General features: G+C 64.2%; 14 protein-coding genes. 8 read left to right on the top strand and 6 right to left on the bottom strand.

The annotated features are described in order from the left end of the window. Positions 1-68: 68 nt before the first annotated feature. The 3 genes from CDE01S_RS07360 to CDE01S_RS07350 are packed head-to-tail and all read left to right on the top strand — an operon-like array spanning position 69 to position 3138. Complete coding sequence (locus CDE01S_RS07360) at positions 69-1190, top strand: aminoglycoside phosphotransferase family protein (protein WP_066705453.1); 1122 nt, start codon at positions 69-71, stop codon at positions 1188-1190. 59 nt (positions 1191-1249) lie between these two features. Further along, entirely contained in the window at positions 1250-1969 is a 720-nt protein-coding gene (locus CDE01S_RS07355) for a 16S rRNA (uracil(1498)-N(3))-methyltransferase (RefSeq protein ID WP_066705451.1), read from the top strand. Continuing rightward, positions 1966-3138, top strand: coding sequence for an MFS transporter (locus CDE01S_RS07350; protein WP_066705449.1), 1173 nt, complete (start codon positions 1966-1968; stop codon positions 3136-3138). The genes CDE01S_RS07355 and CDE01S_RS07350 overlap by 4 nt, the downstream gene beginning before the upstream one ends. Positions 3139-3150: 12 nt before the next feature. On the opposite strand, the gene CDE01S_RS07345 is transcribed toward CDE01S_RS07350, so the two are convergent. From CDE01S_RS07345 to CDE01S_RS19165, 3 genes are read right to left on the bottom strand one after another with little or no spacing between them, the layout of a single operon-like run. Next, positions 3151-3990 (bottom strand): alpha/beta hydrolase, encoded by an 840-nt coding sequence (locus CDE01S_RS07345; protein ID WP_084382795.1) that lies wholly within the window; start codon positions 3988-3990, stop codon positions 3151-3153. Between the two features lie 11 nt (positions 3991-4001). Next, positions 4002-5489, bottom strand: a complete 1488-nt coding sequence (locus CDE01S_RS07340; RefSeq protein ID WP_066705447.1) for a M20 family metallopeptidase — start codon at positions 5487-5489, stop codon at positions 4002-4004. An 11-nt stretch (positions 5490-5500) separates the two neighbouring features. Continuing rightward, positions 5501-6943: a methyl-accepting chemotaxis protein gene (locus tag CDE01S_RS19165; protein WP_066705446.1), complete on the bottom strand. Its 1443-nt coding sequence runs from the start codon at positions 6941-6943 to the stop codon at positions 5501-5503. Between the two features lie 257 nt (positions 6944-7200). On the opposite strand from CDE01S_RS19165, the gene CDE01S_RS07330 reads away from it, so the two are divergent. Continuing rightward, positions 7201-8535 carry an MFS transporter gene (locus CDE01S_RS07330; protein WP_066705444.1) on the top strand — a complete coding sequence of 445 codons (1335 nt, stop codon included), beginning with the start codon at positions 7201-7203 and terminating at the stop codon, positions 8533-8535. A 129-nt stretch (positions 8536-8664) separates the two neighbouring features. On the opposite strand, the gene metW is transcribed toward CDE01S_RS07330, so the two are convergent. Together metW and metX are read right to left on the bottom strand one after the other, a co-directional pair. Continuing rightward, complete coding sequence (gene metW, locus CDE01S_RS07325) at positions 8665-9246, bottom strand: methionine biosynthesis protein MetW (protein WP_066705442.1); 582 nt, start codon at positions 9244-9246, stop codon at positions 8665-8667. Further along, complete coding sequence (gene metX, locus CDE01S_RS07320; RefSeq protein WP_066705440.1) at positions 9239-10438, bottom strand: homoserine O-succinyltransferase MetX; 1200 nt, start codon at positions 10436-10438, stop codon at positions 9239-9241. Before metX ends, metW begins: the two co-directional genes overlap by 8 nt. A 177-nt stretch (positions 10439-10615) precedes the next feature. Between metX and CDE01S_RS07315 the strand changes: the two genes are divergently transcribed. Further along, positions 10616-11458 (top strand): formate/nitrite transporter family protein, encoded by an 843-nt coding sequence (locus CDE01S_RS07315; RefSeq protein ID WP_066705439.1) that lies wholly within the window; start codon positions 10616-10618, stop codon positions 11456-11458. Between the two features lie 3 nt (positions 11459-11461). Here the strand turns inward: CDE01S_RS07315 and CDE01S_RS07310 are convergent, their stop codons facing one another. Then, positions 11462-12028, bottom strand: a complete 567-nt coding sequence (locus tag CDE01S_RS07310; RefSeq protein ID WP_066705438.1) for a TMEM165/GDT1 family protein — start codon at positions 12026-12028, stop codon at positions 11462-11464. Between the two features lie 165 nt (positions 12029-12193). Between CDE01S_RS07310 and CDE01S_RS07305 the strand changes: the two genes are divergently transcribed. The 3 genes from CDE01S_RS07305 to rbp (CDE01S_RS07295) all read left to right on the top strand — a co-directional run bounded on the left by CDE01S_RS07305 (position 12194) and on the right by rbp (CDE01S_RS07295) (position 14722). Continuing rightward, positions 12194-13396 carry an ammonium transporter gene (locus CDE01S_RS07305; RefSeq protein WP_066705437.1) on the top strand — a complete coding sequence of 401 codons (1203 nt, stop codon included), beginning with the start codon at positions 12194-12196 and terminating at the stop codon, positions 13394-13396. 254 nt (positions 13397-13650) lie between these two features. Further along, positions 13651-14028, top strand: coding sequence for an RNA-binding regulator (gene rbp / locus CDE01S_RS07300; protein WP_066705436.1), 378 nt, complete (start codon positions 13651-13653; stop codon positions 14026-14028). A gap of 244 nt (positions 14029-14272) precedes the next feature. Continuing rightward, positions 14273-14722, top strand: coding sequence for an RNA-binding regulator (gene rbp / locus CDE01S_RS07295; protein WP_066705435.1), 450 nt, complete (start codon positions 14273-14275; stop codon positions 14720-14722). Positions 14723-14762 lie beyond the last annotated feature (40 nt).

Genomic DNA, 14762 nt, shown 5'->3' with positions numbered 1-14762 from the left:
CATCGGGTATTCGGCAAATCGGAAAAGTCGGGCTTTGGCATGGACAGGCTTTGTAGAATGGATTATCCATGACCCCAACCGAAGCGCGCCCTGGCGCCACCCCCATGTCCGAAACCGCCATAACCTGGACGTCTCCCGAGCGCGAGACCGCCTTCCACCAATGGCTCGACACCCAGGCGGCACCCCAGCAGCTCCAGCCGGCCACACTGCGGCCGGCCTCGGCCGATGCCAGTTTCCGCCGTTATTTCCGCATTGACGCCGCCGAGGGCACCCGCATCATCATGGATGCGCCGCCCGAAAAGGAAAACTGCCACCCCTTTGTGCATGTCGCCGGCCTGATGCAAGAGGCCGGCCTGAACGTGCCGCAGATCCTGGCCTGGAACGAAGCGCAGGGCTTCATGTTGCTGTCCGACTTGGGCGGCCAGACCATGATGCAGGTGATCGATCGGGACCATGCCGCCGCCAATCTGCCTCTTTACCTGCAGGCGGTTGATGCCCTGGTCGCCTGGCAAAAAGCCTCCCGGCCCGGCGTGCTGCCTCCGTATGACGCGGCACTGTTGCGGCGTGAACTGGAACTCTTTCCCGACTGGTACCTGGCACGCCACCGCGGCGTGGCGGTGGAAGACAAGCTGCGGCAGACCCTCGATGCGATGTTTGCGCTCATCATCGAACGCAACCTGGCCTGGCCCAGTGTCTATGTGCACCGTGACTTCATGCCCAGGAACTTGATGATTCCCGCTGACGCCGGCGAACAGCGTCTGGGTGGAACACCGGAAACACGCCTGGGTGTGCTGGACTTCCAGGACGCCGTCTACGGCCCCATCACCTACGACATCGCCAGCCTGATGCGCGACGCCTTCCTGAGCTGGGATGAGGAGTTCGTGCTCGACGTCACCATCCGCTACTGGCAGAAAGCGCGCTCCGCGGGCCTGCCCGTGGGCGACGACTTCGGCGAGTTCTACCGTGGTGTCGAATGGATGGGCCTGCAGCGCCACCTCAAGGTGGCCGGCATCTTTGCCCGCCTCACCTTGCGCGACGGCAAGCCGCAATACCTGGCCGATGCGCCGCGTTTCATCCAGTACATCCGCGCCACCTGCGCGCGTTACATCGAACTCAAGCCGCTGCTGCGGCTGGTGGACGAGGTCGAAGGCATCACCGAGGCCAGCGGCTACGCCTTTGGCCGGGTTTAAGCAAAAACAACACCAAACCCTTGTCAAATATGCGCCAACCGCTCCTGAATTCATAGCAAATGCCGCGTTTCCACTGCCCCATGCCGCTGGCCAGCGGCGTCTTGCTCGAGCTGCCCGCCGGTGCGGCGCGCCATGTGCAGGTGCTGCGCCTGCAGCCGGGCACGGCCATCACGCTTTTCAACGGCGAAGGCGGTGAGTTCGAAGCCACCATCACGCGCATGGGACGCAGCGATGTGCAGGTGCAGGTCGGTGCCCACACCCCCGTGGAGCGGGAGACCGAGCGTGTCGTGCACCTGGCGCTCGGCGTGCCGGCCAACGAACGCATGGACTGGCTGGTGGAAAAAGCCACCGAACTCGGTGTCGCCAGCATCCAGCCACTGCTGGCCGAACGCAGCGTGCTCAAACTCAAAGGCGAGCGCGCCGAGAAGAAGCGCGCGCACTGGCAGGGCATTGCGGTGGCGGCCTGCGAACAGTGCGGCCGCAACCGCGTGCCCGAGGTGCGCGAGAGCCTGGCCTTGCCGGACTGGATCCGGACGCTGGGCCCCGGCGCCCGGTTCTTGCTGTCCCTGCAAGACGGCACCCAACCTCTGCAGCAAGCACTGGCTGCCGTAGACCCAGGGCCAGTGACCTTTCTCTCCGGCCCCGAAGGAGGCCTCACTGCGGCCGAAGAAGCCGCCGCCCTGGCGTGTGGTTTTGTGCCCGTCACGCTGGGCTCGCGCACGCTGCGGGCCGAAACCGCACCGCTCGCCGCGCTGGCGACGCTTACACTGGGCGCATGAACCGTCCTCTGCTGCTGCTGGCCATCTGCCAGGGCCTGTTTCTCACCAACAACGTGGTCTTCATCGCCATCAACGGCCTGGTCGGCCTGAGTCTGGCGCCACTGGGCTGGATGGCCACGCTGCCAGTGATGGGTTATGTGGTCGGCGGCGCCTTGAGCACCGGCCTGGTGGCGCGCACCCAGGCCCGCTACGGGCGGCAGGCCTCGTTCCAGATCGGCCTGGTGGTCGCACTGCTGTCAGCCCTGCTGTGCGCCTGGGCCGCCTGGCGCCATGATTTCTGGCTGCTGGTCGTGGCCACCGTGGTGGCCGGCTACTACAGCGCCAATGGCCAGCTCTACCGTTTTGCTGCCGCCGAACTGGCCGCGCCGGCCTACCGCGAAAAGGCGGTGTCGCTGGTGCTGGCCGGCGGCCTGATCGGCGCCATCATCGGCCCGAACCTGGCCAAGTACACCCGCAACCTGCTGACCACCCCTTTTGCCGGCGCCTACCTGGCGCTGGCCGCTGTGGCCGTGCTGGCCATGGGACTGATGGCCTTCGTGCGCTTTCCGGCTGTGCCGGCGGCACAAAAGAGCAGTGCCGGCGGGCGCCCCCTGCGCGAGATCGTGCGCCAGCCGCTGTTTTTTGTTGCCGCCGTCGGCGCGGCACTGGGTTATGGCGTGATGAACCTGCTGATGGCCGCCACACCGCTGGCCATGCAGGTGTGCGGTTTTCCCTTCGACGATGCGGCGCTGGTGCTGCAGTGGCACGTGATCGGCATGTTCGCACCGGGTTTTTTCACCGGCCACCTGATCAAGCGCTTCGGCACCCTGACCATCATGGGTGTTGGCGTACTGCTGAACGCGCTGTGCATCGCGATTGCGCTCACCGGTGTCGATCTGCACCAGTTCCTGGTCGCGCTCTTTCTGCTCGGGGTCGGCTGGAATTTCCTCTTCACCGGCAGCACCACGCTGGCGCTGCAGGCCTACCGCCCGGAGGAGAAAGACCGCGCGCAGGCCGCCATCAACTTCAGCGTGTTCGCCGTGATGGCGCTCACGTCGTTTGCTTCCGGCGCCCTGGTCACCACCCAGGGCTGGCAGCTGCTGAACCTCGGCTCACTGCTGCCGGTGGCACTCACCGGGGCGGCGCTGTTGTGGCTGGCGCTGCGGCGGCAGGCCGTGGCGCGAGGCTGAGGGAGTCCCGGCTCAAAAGCGGGCATCCAGCCAGCGCTTGAGCTGTTCGAACACCGGCTCACGTTCCAGCTCGTTGAAGATCTCGTGATAGGCCTGCTCAAAACAATGTGAGGTCACCACCCCGGCGGGGGCCGCGGCGGCAAAGTCGCGGCTGCCGGTCGGGCTGACCAGGTGGTCGTCCCCGGCATACAGCAACAGCGTCGGCACGCGCCATTGCGCGGCCAGCGCGCGGGTGGCACGCCCCGCCTCGACGATGAAATGCGCCAGCCGGCCCGAGATGCGGTCGTGGATCAATGGGTCCTGCTGGTAGGCGCGCACCACCGCCGCGTCGTGTGAAATCAGCCGGGGATCGAGGCCGTTGCGCACACACAGGTCGGGGACCAGGCGCGGCAGCACCGCGAGCAGCAGTTTCTGCCAGAAGCCCAGGCCCGGATCGAGCGCCGGCGAAGACAGCACCAGGCCCTCGACGGATCTTGGCTGGAGGGACACGAAACGCGCCGCCACCAGCCCGCCCAGACTGTGGCCCAGCAGGATCAGCGGCGTGGCCGGGTCCATGCGCGCACGGGTGCTTTCCAGCACATCGGCCAGATCGTCAAGCAAGCGCTGCTCATGCGGCAGGCTGCCGCGCACGCCGCTGGATTCGCCGTGGCCGTATTGGTCGTAACCCCGCACCGCAAAGCCCCAGTCATTGAGGCGCCGCGCCACGTGGTCATAGCGTCCGGCGTGCTCGGCCAAGCCGTGCACCAGCAGCACGACGCCGCGCAGATGGCGGCCATAAGCCAACGGCCAGTCCTGGATGGCGATGTTCTCGCCATCGCTGGCGACAAAGGTGGAGAGGGTGGATTCCGTCAAGCTTCGGCGCCTCAAGGCATCTGGGCGATCACCTGCGCCACCGCCGCCGTCAGCTTGCGGGCGTACGGCACGTGCAGAAACTCATTCGGGCCATGGGCATTGCTCTTGGGACCGAGCACGCCACAGACCATCATCTGCGCCTTCGGGAAGCCCTTGGACAGCATGTTCATCAGCGGAATGGTGCCGCCCTGTCCGATATAGCCGCAAGCAGCGCCGAAGTAGTTACGAGAGGCCGCCGTCAGCGCCTGCTCGAACCACGGCGTGGTTTCCGGGGCGTTCCAGCCGGTGGCTGAACTCAGGCCCTCGAAGGTCACGCGCGCCTGGTAGGGAGCGTTGTCCTCCAGCACGGCCTTGAGTTCCTGCACGGCTTGTGCGGCATCAACCAGCGGCGGCAAACGCAAGGACAGCTTGAACGCGGTGTAGGGCCGCAGCACATTGCCGGCATTCTGCAGATCCGGCAAGCCTTCCGCACCGGTCACGCTCAGCGTCGGCGCCCAGGTACGCGCCAGCAGGGCCTGCAGCGGGTCGGTGGTCATGGGCAGGGCCACGCGCGCATCGCCCCCGCAGTCGTAGTGCACCCAGGGGAAACGCCGGTACAGCTCCTCGCCCAGGATGGCCGCCGTGGCCTGCGCCTGGGCCAGGCGCTCAGCCGGCACCTCGCAGTGAAAACTCTGCGGCAGCAGGCGGCCGCTGGCGCTGTCCTCCAGCCGGTCCAACACGTGGCGCATGATGCGAAAGCTCGAGGGCACCACGCCGCTGGCGTCACCCGAGTGCACGCCTTCGCTCAGGATCTCCACTTTCAGCACGCCGCTGGCCATGCCGCGCAGGCTGGTCGTCAGCCAGAGCTGGTCGTAGTTGCCGGCACCGGAGTCGAGGCAGATCACCAGCCCGACATCACCCAGGCGGTTGTTGCCCGGCGCGCGCAGGGCATCGATATAAGGCAACAGGTCGTAAGAGCCGCTTTCCTCGCAGGTTTCGATCAGACCGACGATGCGCGGGTGCGCCACCTTCTGGCTTTTCAACGCCGCAATGGCGGCAATGCTGGCATAGACGGCGTAGCCGTCATCAGCGCCACCGCGACCATAGAGCTTGCCGTCCTCGTATTTCGGTGTCCAGGGGCCGAGGTCCTTGCGCCAGCCGCTGAATTCGGGTTGTTTGTCGAGATGGCCGTACATCAGCACCGTCTGGCTCGACACGGTTTGCGCACCTTCGCCCGTGGAGGCCGGCACTTCGAAAAACAGCACCGGTGTGCGCCCGGCCAGCCGGATCACGTCCAGCGTCAGCCCCTCGATCTTCTGCGCCTCGACCCAGGCGGCCGCGCTGCGCACCACGGTGTCGATGTAACCGTGCTCGGCCCATGACGGGTCGAACATCGGCGACTTGGCCGGGATGGTGATGTAGTCACTCAGCTGGCGGACGATGTCGCCATCCCAGGCCTGGCTGACCTCTTCCAGTACTCGCGTGCTGTCCAGCACGAATTGCGCAACTCGGTCATTCATTCCGACACTCCTCAGGAAGCGCGGAACACCTCCACCGCCCCGACCAGGCGCTGTGCCTGATCCTTCAGGCTTTCCGCTGCAGCTGCCGATTGTTCCACCAAAGCTGCATTTTGCTGCGTCATCTGGTCGAGCACATTGATCGCGCTGTTGACCTCGCCGATGCCGCTGCTTTGCTCGGTTGAGGCGGCCGTGATCTCGCCAATGATGTCGCTCACGCGGCGCACCGAACCGACGATCTCGTCCATCGTGCTGCCGGCGTCCTGCACCAGGCGCGAACCCGATGCCACCTTCTCCACCGAAGCGCCGATGAGCGCCTTGATCTCCTTGGCGGCCTCCGCGCTGCGGCCCGCGAGCGAACGTACCTCGCTGGCCACCACGGCAAAACCGCGGCCTTGCTCGCCAGCACGGGCTGCTTCCACCGCCGCATTGAGCGCCAGGATGTTGGTCTGGAAGGCGATGCCGTCGATCACGCCGATGATGTCATTGATCTTCTTCGAGCTGTGGTTGATCTCGTCCATGGTGACGACAACCTGGCCGACCACCTCGCCACCGCGGGCTGCTACTTCAGCGGCAGTGGCCGCCAGCTGGTTCGCCTGGCGCGCTGCATCGGCCGATTGCCGCACATTGCTGGTGAGTTCTTCCATGCTGGAAGCGGTGCGCTGCAGGTTGCTGGCGGTCTGCTCGGTACGCTGGCTCAGGTCCTGGTTGCCGGTAGCGATTTCGCTGCACGCCGTTTCAATGCTGTTGGTCGAGGCACGCACCGCCGAGACGGCCGAGTCCATCCGGGCCAGTGCCGCCTTGAGCGACAGCGCAGCCGGGGTATTGACCTCGATCTGGGCCACGTTGAGCGAAATGCCGTCGGGCCGGTCGACACCGCAGACCAGTTGACTCAGTTCCACGCCTTCGCGCGCGGTACGCCCCATGGCCACCGCCAGCACCACTTCCAGCGCGGTCTGGATCACCACATAAACAGCGTGCAGCACGATGATGCCGAAATCCGGCTGGGTCAGGCAGTAAAAGCCATACCCTGCGGCTTGCAGGCGATCGAATGCCACGTGATGCACCGCGAACAGAACAGCGGCCAGCAGAATGGGACGCCAGTCAAGGTAGACCAGCAACAGCGCCAGCGATACAAACACCCCGAAGTGGAATTCGAGCATGCCGCGTGCCAGCTGGATGTGCAGCTCGATCAAGGACGTCAGTACAAAGGTCAGAATCAGGCGCGAGGCAAGACTGCCGCGCAAGGTGGCATAGGCAAAGCCCGCCAGCGCCACCAGGACCGCGGTGGCCGTCAGCGCCAGGCCCGAATCGACAAACTGGAATCCCAGCACCACGGCCGCCAGGGCACTCAAGCCGATGGCCACCAGAATGGCCTTGTCCCCAAGCAGCGCCGGCTGGCTTACCTGCTTGGCGGGGGCTCGGGCAAACCCTGTTGTGATGGCATGTGTTGTCATGGTGAGTCCTGTTCAATGATTCCGTCTTGCTCGCTGGAGGTGAAAAAGCGCCATCGCACCGACGGGATGCAAGCGGCCACCCATCAACGAGTCGGGCCGTCCTATCGGACGCTATTCGTTGTCTGTCGCAAATGTATCATTTTTAACAATTACTTGTCAATTTACGTGATTTTGCTGATTTTGCCGAATGAAAAGGTTGGGCGGTACAGTCATCTCTGCTACCCGGCTGCAGAAAGCAAAGGGTAGATACTCGGACCATGCACCCGAATTTCCGCTCTCTTGCCACGCCGTCATCCGCTGCCGCTGATTCACCGGCCTATCGCAAAGTGGCCCTGGCGGCCTGCTTTGGCACCTTCATCGAGTGGTACGACTTCCTGACCTTCGCGACGTTGGCCGTCCATTTCGCCGTGCTGTTTTTTCCGGCCGATGATCCGGTCGCGGGACTGCTCTACAGCCTGGCCACCTTCGGCATGGGCATGGTGGTACGTCCGCTGGGAGCGGCGCTCTTTGGCTCCTTCGGCGACCGTTATGGGCGCCGAAAGGTGTTCATCGCCACCATCGGCATCATGGGCGCCGCGACTTTTCTGGTGGGTTTGCTGCCCTCCCACGCCCAGTGGGGCTGGGCTGCCACCGGCATGCTGCTGGCCCTGCGGCTGATTCAGGGGCTGGCCATGGGCGGCGAGATTGGCGGCGCCAATGTCTACCTGGCAGAACACGCCCCGGCCGGGCGCCGCGGCGCCCTGACCAGCGTGCTGCAATGGATGGGCGGACTGGGGATTCTGGCCTCCACCTTGCAGATCGTGCTGCTGCAGACCTGGCTGAGCGAGGCCGATTTCAAGGCCTGGGGCTGGCGCATCCCTTTCCTGCTCTCGGCGCTCTTGTTGCTGGCCAGCATGAAGGCGCGCCTGGCCCTGCATGAATCCCCGGTGTTCACCGAACTGAGCCGCCAGAACAACACGGCCAAGACCCCGTTGCTGGATTGCCTGCGCGACCGGCAGACACTGGGGCGCATGGCCCTGCTGTTCTTCTGCATCTCGGCCGGTGGCGGCCTGCTGTTCTTCTGCTCCCAGGTCTATGCCGCGGTCTATCTCAAGACCGTGGTGAAGATGAACCCGGTGCAGGTCGGCTGGGTCACCCTGGCCGCGACCCTGTGTCTGTTTCCCCTCACCTATGTCTGCGGGGCACTGTCGGACCGCCTGGGACGCCGGCCCGTGGTGCTGGCCGGGCTGTTGCTGGGGACGGCATCGATCCTGCCGGTCTACATCGGACTGCAGCAGTTGGCCCAGCAGCCGGTGCTGGTGTTCGTCCTGCTGCTGATCCCGGTGCTGGCCGTGGCCCTGGTGACAGGGCCGCAGACCGCCCTGTTGTCCGAACTGTTCCCGGCCCGTACGCGCTATACCGCCGTCGGGCTGCCCCACAACTTGGCGGCTGGCTGGATCGGCGGGCTCTCGCCCTACATGATGACGCTGATCGCCGACAAGTCCGGCAGCACCCTGCTGGGCCTGGTCTATCCGACCGCGCTGCTGTTCGTGGCGCTGGTGGTCGGCTACCGCTTCCTGCCGGAAACACGCGGCGCCGACCTCACGGCCTGAGCACACCGCCTCACCGTCAATAAGGTGCAGGCTGCAAAACCAGGGCACCCGCGGAACTGGCTCAGCTAGGCCGCCGGGTGCGCCCCCCTTGAGGGGGGATCGGCGCAGCCGCTCGGGGGGTGCTTCCTGTCAACGCGAGAACTTGAGCACCGCGGTGCTGGCCAGCAGGTTGGGCGCGAAGCGCACGGCACGGCCGTTGTGGATGCCGAAGCTGTCCAGGATCTTCAAGCCGTTGCGTTGCGCCAGCACCTCCAGATCCGCCTGGGTGCCGACGCGGATGTTGGGTGTGTCGTACCACTGGTAGGGCAGGCGACGCGTCACCGGCATGCGGCCGCGCAGCACGCTCAGGCGGTTCGGCCAATGGGCAAAGTTGGGAAAAGCTACGATGCCGGTTCGGCCCACGCGCGCCGTTTCACGCAGCACCACTTCGGCATTGCGCAGGTGCTGCAGCGTGTCGATCTGCAGCACCACATCGAAGCTCTGGTCGCCGAACATCGACAGGCCCTCATCCAGGTTGAGCTGGATCACGTTGACACCGCGCTGCACGCAGGCCAGGACGTTGGCATCGTCGATCTCGATGCCGTAGCCGCTGCAGCCACGCTCGGTCTGCAGATGCGCCAGCAGGGCACCATCGCCGCAACCGAGGTCAAGCACACGCGAGCCTTCGGGCACCAGTTTGGCGATGGCTTCCATTGTGCTGCGCTCAGACATGGTTGACCCCCACGCTTGCTACTGCGTCTGCCGCACTGCGCCCCGAGGGGACCTTCATCTCTCTCAGGATGCTATCAAAATAGGAGCTGACCACGCCCATATAACGCCGGTCATCCAGCAAAAAGGCATCATGCCCATGCGGCGCATCGATCTCGGCGTAGCTGACGTCGCGCCGGTTGTCGAGCAGGGCCTTGACGATCTCCCGGCTGCGCTGGGGCGAGAAGCGCCAGTCGGTGCTGAAACTCACCAGCAAGAACTTGCACTGCGCCACCGCCAGCGCCCGGCTCAGGTCGCCGCCATGCGCACGGGCCGGATCGAAATAATCCAGCGCCCGCGTGATCAGCAGGTAGGTGTTGGCGTCGAAGTACTCACTGAACTTGTCGCCCTGGTAACGCAGGTAGCTCTCGATCTGGAACTCGATGTCCTGCGTGGTGTACTGATAACCTTCGCGCGCCGCGCCGCCGACGGCACTACGGAGTTCACGGCCAAACTTCTCGTTCATCACGTCGTCGCTCAGATACGTGATGTGGCCGATCATGCGCGCGATGCGCAGGCCGCGTTTCGGAATGACGCCATGTTCGTAGAAATGACCGCCATGGAAATCCGGGTCGGTCACGATGGCACGGCGTGCCACCTCGTTGAAGGCAATGTTCTCGGCGTTCAGGTTGGGCGCGCTGGCGACCACCACGGCATGGCGCACACGCTGCGGGTACTGCAACGTCCACGACAGCGCCTGCATGCCGCCCAGGCTGCCGCCCATGACGGCGGCCAGGGTCTGGATGCCCAGGCCATCGAGCAGACGGGCCTGGGCGTTGACCCAGTCTTCAACGGTCACGACCGGGAAATCGGCACCGTACACGCGGCCGGTATCCGGGTTCACATGCATCGGCCCGGTGGAGCCGAAGCAGGAGCCGAGGTTGTTGACGCCGATGACAAAGAACTTGTTCGTGTCGACCGGCTTGCCCGGGCCGATCATGTTGTCCCACCAGCCTTCGCTCTTGTCCTGGCCCTCGTAGACACCGGCCACATGGTGCGAGGCGTTGAGCGCGTGGCAGATCAGCACCGCGTTGGACTTGTCGGCGTTGAGCGTGCCGTAGGTCTCGTAGGCCAGCGTATAGCCGCGAATGCTCGCGCCGCTCTGCAAGGGCAGGGCGGCATCAAACTGCATCGACTGGGGCTTGGCAATCAACATCGCTCAGTGCTTCAAAAAACAAAACCCGGCATAGCTTCAGCTCGGCCGGGTCTCAAATGAAAGAAACACTTGCCTCTTTAGCTGAACTTCGGAACTCCAGGGTTCCGGCGCCCGCAATCGGGTTCAAATCGGCGCTGGAGTTAGTATAAGTCCAAGTCCGGACGATCAGGAGAGCCCATGGCCAACACCAATGAACTGTATGGTTCCGATGCCTACGCCCCGAGCGAGATCGCCCAACGCATCGAGTCCATCGGCGTGACCAAGGCTCGCTTGGCCACATTGCCGCTGCTGATGCTGGGCATGCTGGCTGGTGCCTTCATCGGCCTAGGCGCCATGCTGTTCGTGCTGGTGAAGTCCGATGCCTCGCTGGGCTTTGCGGCCAGCGCCATCGTCGGCGGACTGGTGTTCTCACTCGGCCTCTTGCTGGTCGTGGTGGCAGGGGCCGAGCTGTTCACCGGCAACAACCTGCTGGCCATGGCCTGGGCCGATGGCCGCATCAGCAGCCTTGACGTACTGCGCAACTGGCTGCTGGTCTGCGTAGCCAATTTCATCGGCGCCGCCGGGCTGGCACTGCTGGTGTTCGCCAGTGGCCACACGGATCTGAATGGCGGCGCCATTGGCCAGCAGGTAGTGAAGATCGCGCTGGCCAAGCAGGATCTGTCGCCCATACAGGCCTTCTTTCGCGGTGTGCTGTGCAATGTGCTGGTGTGCATGGCGGTGTGGATGGCCATGGCCGGGCGCAGCGTGGTGGACAAGGCCGTGGCGGTGGTGCCGCCCATCATGGCTTTTGTGGCGGCCGGCTTCGAGCACAGCATTGCCAACATGTACCTGATGCCGCTGGCCATGCTGTTGCAGCAGTTCGGCCCGGCCCATCTGGCGGCCACTGCGCCGGTCACATGGAGCGGCATGCTGGGCAATCTGCTGCCGGTGATCGCCGGCAATCTGGTCGGCGGCAGCGTGCTGGTGGGGCTGACCTATTACGTCATCTACGGCCGCAAGGCCAAACAGGATCCCGCGTGACCTTTAGCCCCAGCCCAGCAGGGTGAGGCCGCCCAGCACGGCGAAGATGCCCGCACTGATCAGGTGCACCAGCCGGATCGGCACCCGGCGCGTCATGCGCTCGCCCAGCCAGACCACCGGCGCATTGGCCAGCATCATGCCCAGCGTCGTGCCCGCCACCACCCAGACATAGGCGTGGTACTGCGCCGCCAGCATGACGGTGGCGATCTGCGTCTTGTCACCCATTTCGGCCAGAAAAAATGCCACCAACGTGGTGCCGAACACACCCAGCCGCGGCGGCTGGCCGGTTTCGCCCTCATCGTCCATCTTGTCCGGAATCAGCATCCAGACCGCCATGGCGATGAACGAAGCGCCCAGCACCCAGCGCAGTACATCGGGCCCGAGCACGGTGGTCACCCAGGTGCCGACCGCCCCGGCCAGTGCATGGTTGGCCAGGGTGGCCACCAGAATCCCCAGCACGATCGGCCAGGGTTTGCGGAACCGGACTGCCAGGATAAGGGCCAGCAACTGGGTCTTGTCACCCATTTCGGCCAGGGTCACAATGCCAGTTGAAACAAGAAATGCTTCCATGGCGTCGATGGTAACGGGTCCGACACAGTGATCCACCGCACGTTCTGGTGCATGGACTGCACAGACGTGGCGCATATCTGGCTCGTTTTTTGCTTTATCTTGGTGCAATTCGGCAAACGCCGTTTTTTTGCACCAAAAACACGCATTTCATTACGAGGGGTTCTCATGGAAGCACTCAAACAGGGCGCGGATGTCCTGTTCATCCTGCTTGGCGCCATCATGGTTCTGGCCATGCACGCTGGTTTTGCATTTCTGGAGCTTGGCACCGTGCGGCGCAAGAACCAGGTCAATGCACTGGTCAAGATCCTGGTCGACTTTTCCGTCTCCACAGTGGTCTATTTCCTGTTCGGCTATGCGGTCGCGTACGGCACCAGTTTTTTCATCGGCGCCGAGCAACTGGTGGCCAAGAACGGTTATGAGCTGGTCAAGTTCTTTTTCCTGCTGACCTTTGCTGCCGCCATTCCGGCCATCATTTCCGGCGGCATTGCGGAGCGCGCCAAGTTCTGGCCGCAGTTGATCGCGACGGCCGCCATCGTCGGCTTGGTCTACCCCTTCTTCGAAGGCATTGCCTGGAATCAGCACTTTGGCGTTCAAGCCTGGATCAAGGCCCTCACTGGGGAGGAGTTCCACGACTTTGCCGGCAGCGTGGTGGTGCATGCCGTCGGTGGCTGGATTGCCCTGCCGGCCGTGCTGCTGCTGGGGGCGCGCAGCAATCGCTACCGCAAGGATGGCGCCATGTCGGCCCACCCGCCTTCCAGCATTCCTTTTCTGGCACTGGGCGCCTGGATCCTGGTGGTCGGCTGGTTCGGCTTCAACGTCATGAGTGCACAGACACTGGACAAGATCACCGGTCTGGTCGCTGTGAACTCCCTCATGGCCATGGTGGGCGGCACGCTGGTGGCGCTGCTGCTGGGCAAAAACGACCCCGGCTTCGTGCACAACGGTCCGCTGGCCGGCCTGGTCGCCGTGTGCGCCGGCTCCGACCTGATGCACCCGCTGGGTGCGCTGGTGGTGGGCGGCATCGCCGGCGCCATCTTTGTCGTCATGTTCACGCTGACCCAGAACAAATGGAAGATCGACGACGTGCTGGGCGTGTGGCCGCTGCACGGTCTGTGCGGCACCTGGGGCGGCCTGGCCGCCGGCATCTTCGGCAGCAAGACGCTTGGTGGGTTGGGGGGCATCACTCTCGGCGGCCAGTTCATCGGTACCGCCCTGGGGGTGGTGTGGGCGCTGGCAGGCGGGTTCGTCGTCTACGGGCTGCTCAAACTCACGCTGGGCTTGCGCTTGAGCCAGGAAGAGGAGTTCAACGGCGCCGACCTGTCCATCCACCGGATCGGTGCCACCCCGGACCGCGAAGCCAACTGGTAATCAGGGGGCGCTCATCGAAAATGAGCGCCTGTTGTGCGTTTGCAGCCATTTTTCATGGTTTGGGCGCATGGATTGGCGATTTATTTGAGTATTTTTCTTGGATTCGCGCATAATGGTTGCATATCGCCGTAAAACGGCGGTATGAATTTGCGGTGATTAAGTCGGTTTTGCGTCTGCTTTAAGTCTTCAATGGTTTGTTGCTCGCGGCTATCAGACTCCATCGCCTTACTTGAGTCTTTTTGAGGAGTCCCTTCATGGGCAACAAACTTTACGTGGGCAACCTGCCCTATTCTTTCCGCGACGACGACCTGCAGAAGGCCTTCAGCCAGTTCGGCACCGTCTCCAGCGCCAAGGTCATGATGGAGCGCGACACCGGCCGTTCCAAGGGCTTCGGTTTTGTCGAGATGGGCAGCGATGCCGAAGCACAAGCTGCGATCAGCGGCATGCACGGCCAGCAGCATGGCGGCCGTGGTCTGGTGGTCAACGAAGCGCGCCCGATGGAGCCGCGTCCCCCCCGTAGCGGTGGCTTCGGCGGCGGCAATGGTGGCGGCTACGGTGGTGGCGGTGGCGGCTACGGCGGCGGTCGTCGCGAAGGCGGCGGTGGTGGTTACGGCGGTGGCCGCAACTACTAAGCATCGATTCGCTGCTTGCATCCAAAAGGGCCCTTGTGGCCCTTTTTTCATGCCTGCCGCCCACCCACCCCCTAGCGCCAACCCCACTTGTGTGAAAAACATTTCTATGGCAAAAACCGAATCGCGGCGGCTAGGAGGCCTCGCACTGGATTGCGGTGATCTGTCGAATTCGCATCGTTGACTACACACTGATTGCGTTTCAGGGACTCCATCGCTCGTTTTTTAGTTTTTCAGGAGTCCCTGCATGGGCAATAAACTTTACGTCGGCAACCTGCCTTATTCGGTGCGAGACGAAGATTTGCAGCAAGCCTTCAGCCAGTTCGGCACGGTGACCAGCGCCAAGGTCATGATGGAGCGCGACACCGGCCGCTCCAAGGGTTTCGGCTTTGTCGAAATGGGCAGCGATGCCGAGGCACAAGCCGCCATCAATGGCATGAATGGCCAGCCACTGAGCGGTCGCAGCTTGGTGGTCAACGAGGCGCGCCCGATGGAGCCACGCCCCCCGCGCAGCGGCGGTTATGGCGGCGGCGGCGGTGGGGGTGGCTACGGTGGTGGCCGGCGTGAAGGCGGCGGCGGTGGTTACGGCGGGGGAGGTGGTGGCGGTTACGGCGGCGGCAACGAAGGTGGTGACGGTGGTTTCCGCAGCCCTTATGGCAACCCGCGCGGCGGTGGCGGTGGCCGGCGCGGTTACTGATCCGCGACGTCGTCAGGCATGACGTTGCCAGCAAGGCTCC

The organism is Curvibacter delicatus NBRC 14919, from assembly GCF_001592265.1.
Classification (GTDB): Bacteria; Pseudomonadota; Gammaproteobacteria; order Burkholderiales; family Burkholderiaceae_C; genus Hylemonella; species Hylemonella delicata.
The sequence above is the reverse complement of the archived record's forward strand: the minus strand, read 5'-3'. Positions and strand labels throughout refer to the sequence as shown.

Bases quoted from the DNA above. Each gene is read 5' to 3' on its own strand.
- CDE01S_RS07350 (WP_066705449.1), top strand. From the start codon at position 1,966: ATGAACCGTCCTCTGCTGCTGCTGGCCATCTGCCAGGGCCTGTTTCTC.
- rbp (WP_066705436.1), top strand. From the start codon at position 13,651: ATGGGCAACAAACTTTACGTGGGCAACCTGCCCTATTCTTTCCGCGAC.
- CDE01S_RS19165 (WP_066705446.1), bottom strand. From the start codon at position 6,943: ATGACAACACATGCCATCACAACAGGGTTTGCCCGAGCCCCCGCCAAG.
- CDE01S_RS07330 (WP_066705444.1), top strand. From the start codon at position 7,201: ATGCACCCGAATTTCCGCTCTCTTGCCACGCCGTCATCCGCTGCCGCT.
- metX (WP_066705440.1), bottom strand. From the start codon at position 10,438: ATGTTGATTGCCAAGCCCCAGTCGATGCAGTTTGATGCCGCCCTGCCC.
- CDE01S_RS07355 (WP_066705451.1), top strand. From the start codon at position 1,250: ATGCCGCGTTTCCACTGCCCCATGCCGCTGGCCAGCGGCGTCTTGCTC.
- CDE01S_RS07310 (WP_066705438.1), bottom strand. From the start codon at position 12,028: ATGGAAGCATTTCTTGTTTCAACTGGCATTGTGACCCTGGCCGAAATG.
- CDE01S_RS07340 (WP_066705447.1), bottom strand. From the start codon at position 5,489: ATGAATGACCGAGTTGCGCAATTCGTGCTGGACAGCACGCGAGTACTG.
- CDE01S_RS07315 (WP_066705439.1), top strand. From the start codon at position 10,616: ATGGCCAACACCAATGAACTGTATGGTTCCGATGCCTACGCCCCGAGC.
- metW (WP_066705442.1), bottom strand. From the start codon at position 9,246: ATGTCTGAGCGCAGCACAATGGAAGCCATCGCCAAACTGGTGCCCGAA.
- CDE01S_RS07360 (WP_066705453.1), top strand. From the start codon at position 69: ATGACCCCAACCGAAGCGCGCCCTGGCGCCACCCCCATGTCCGAAACC.
- rbp (WP_066705435.1), top strand. From the start codon at position 14,273: ATGGGCAATAAACTTTACGTCGGCAACCTGCCTTATTCGGTGCGAGAC.
- CDE01S_RS07305 (WP_066705437.1), top strand. From the start codon at position 12,194: ATGGAAGCACTCAAACAGGGCGCGGATGTCCTGTTCATCCTGCTTGGC.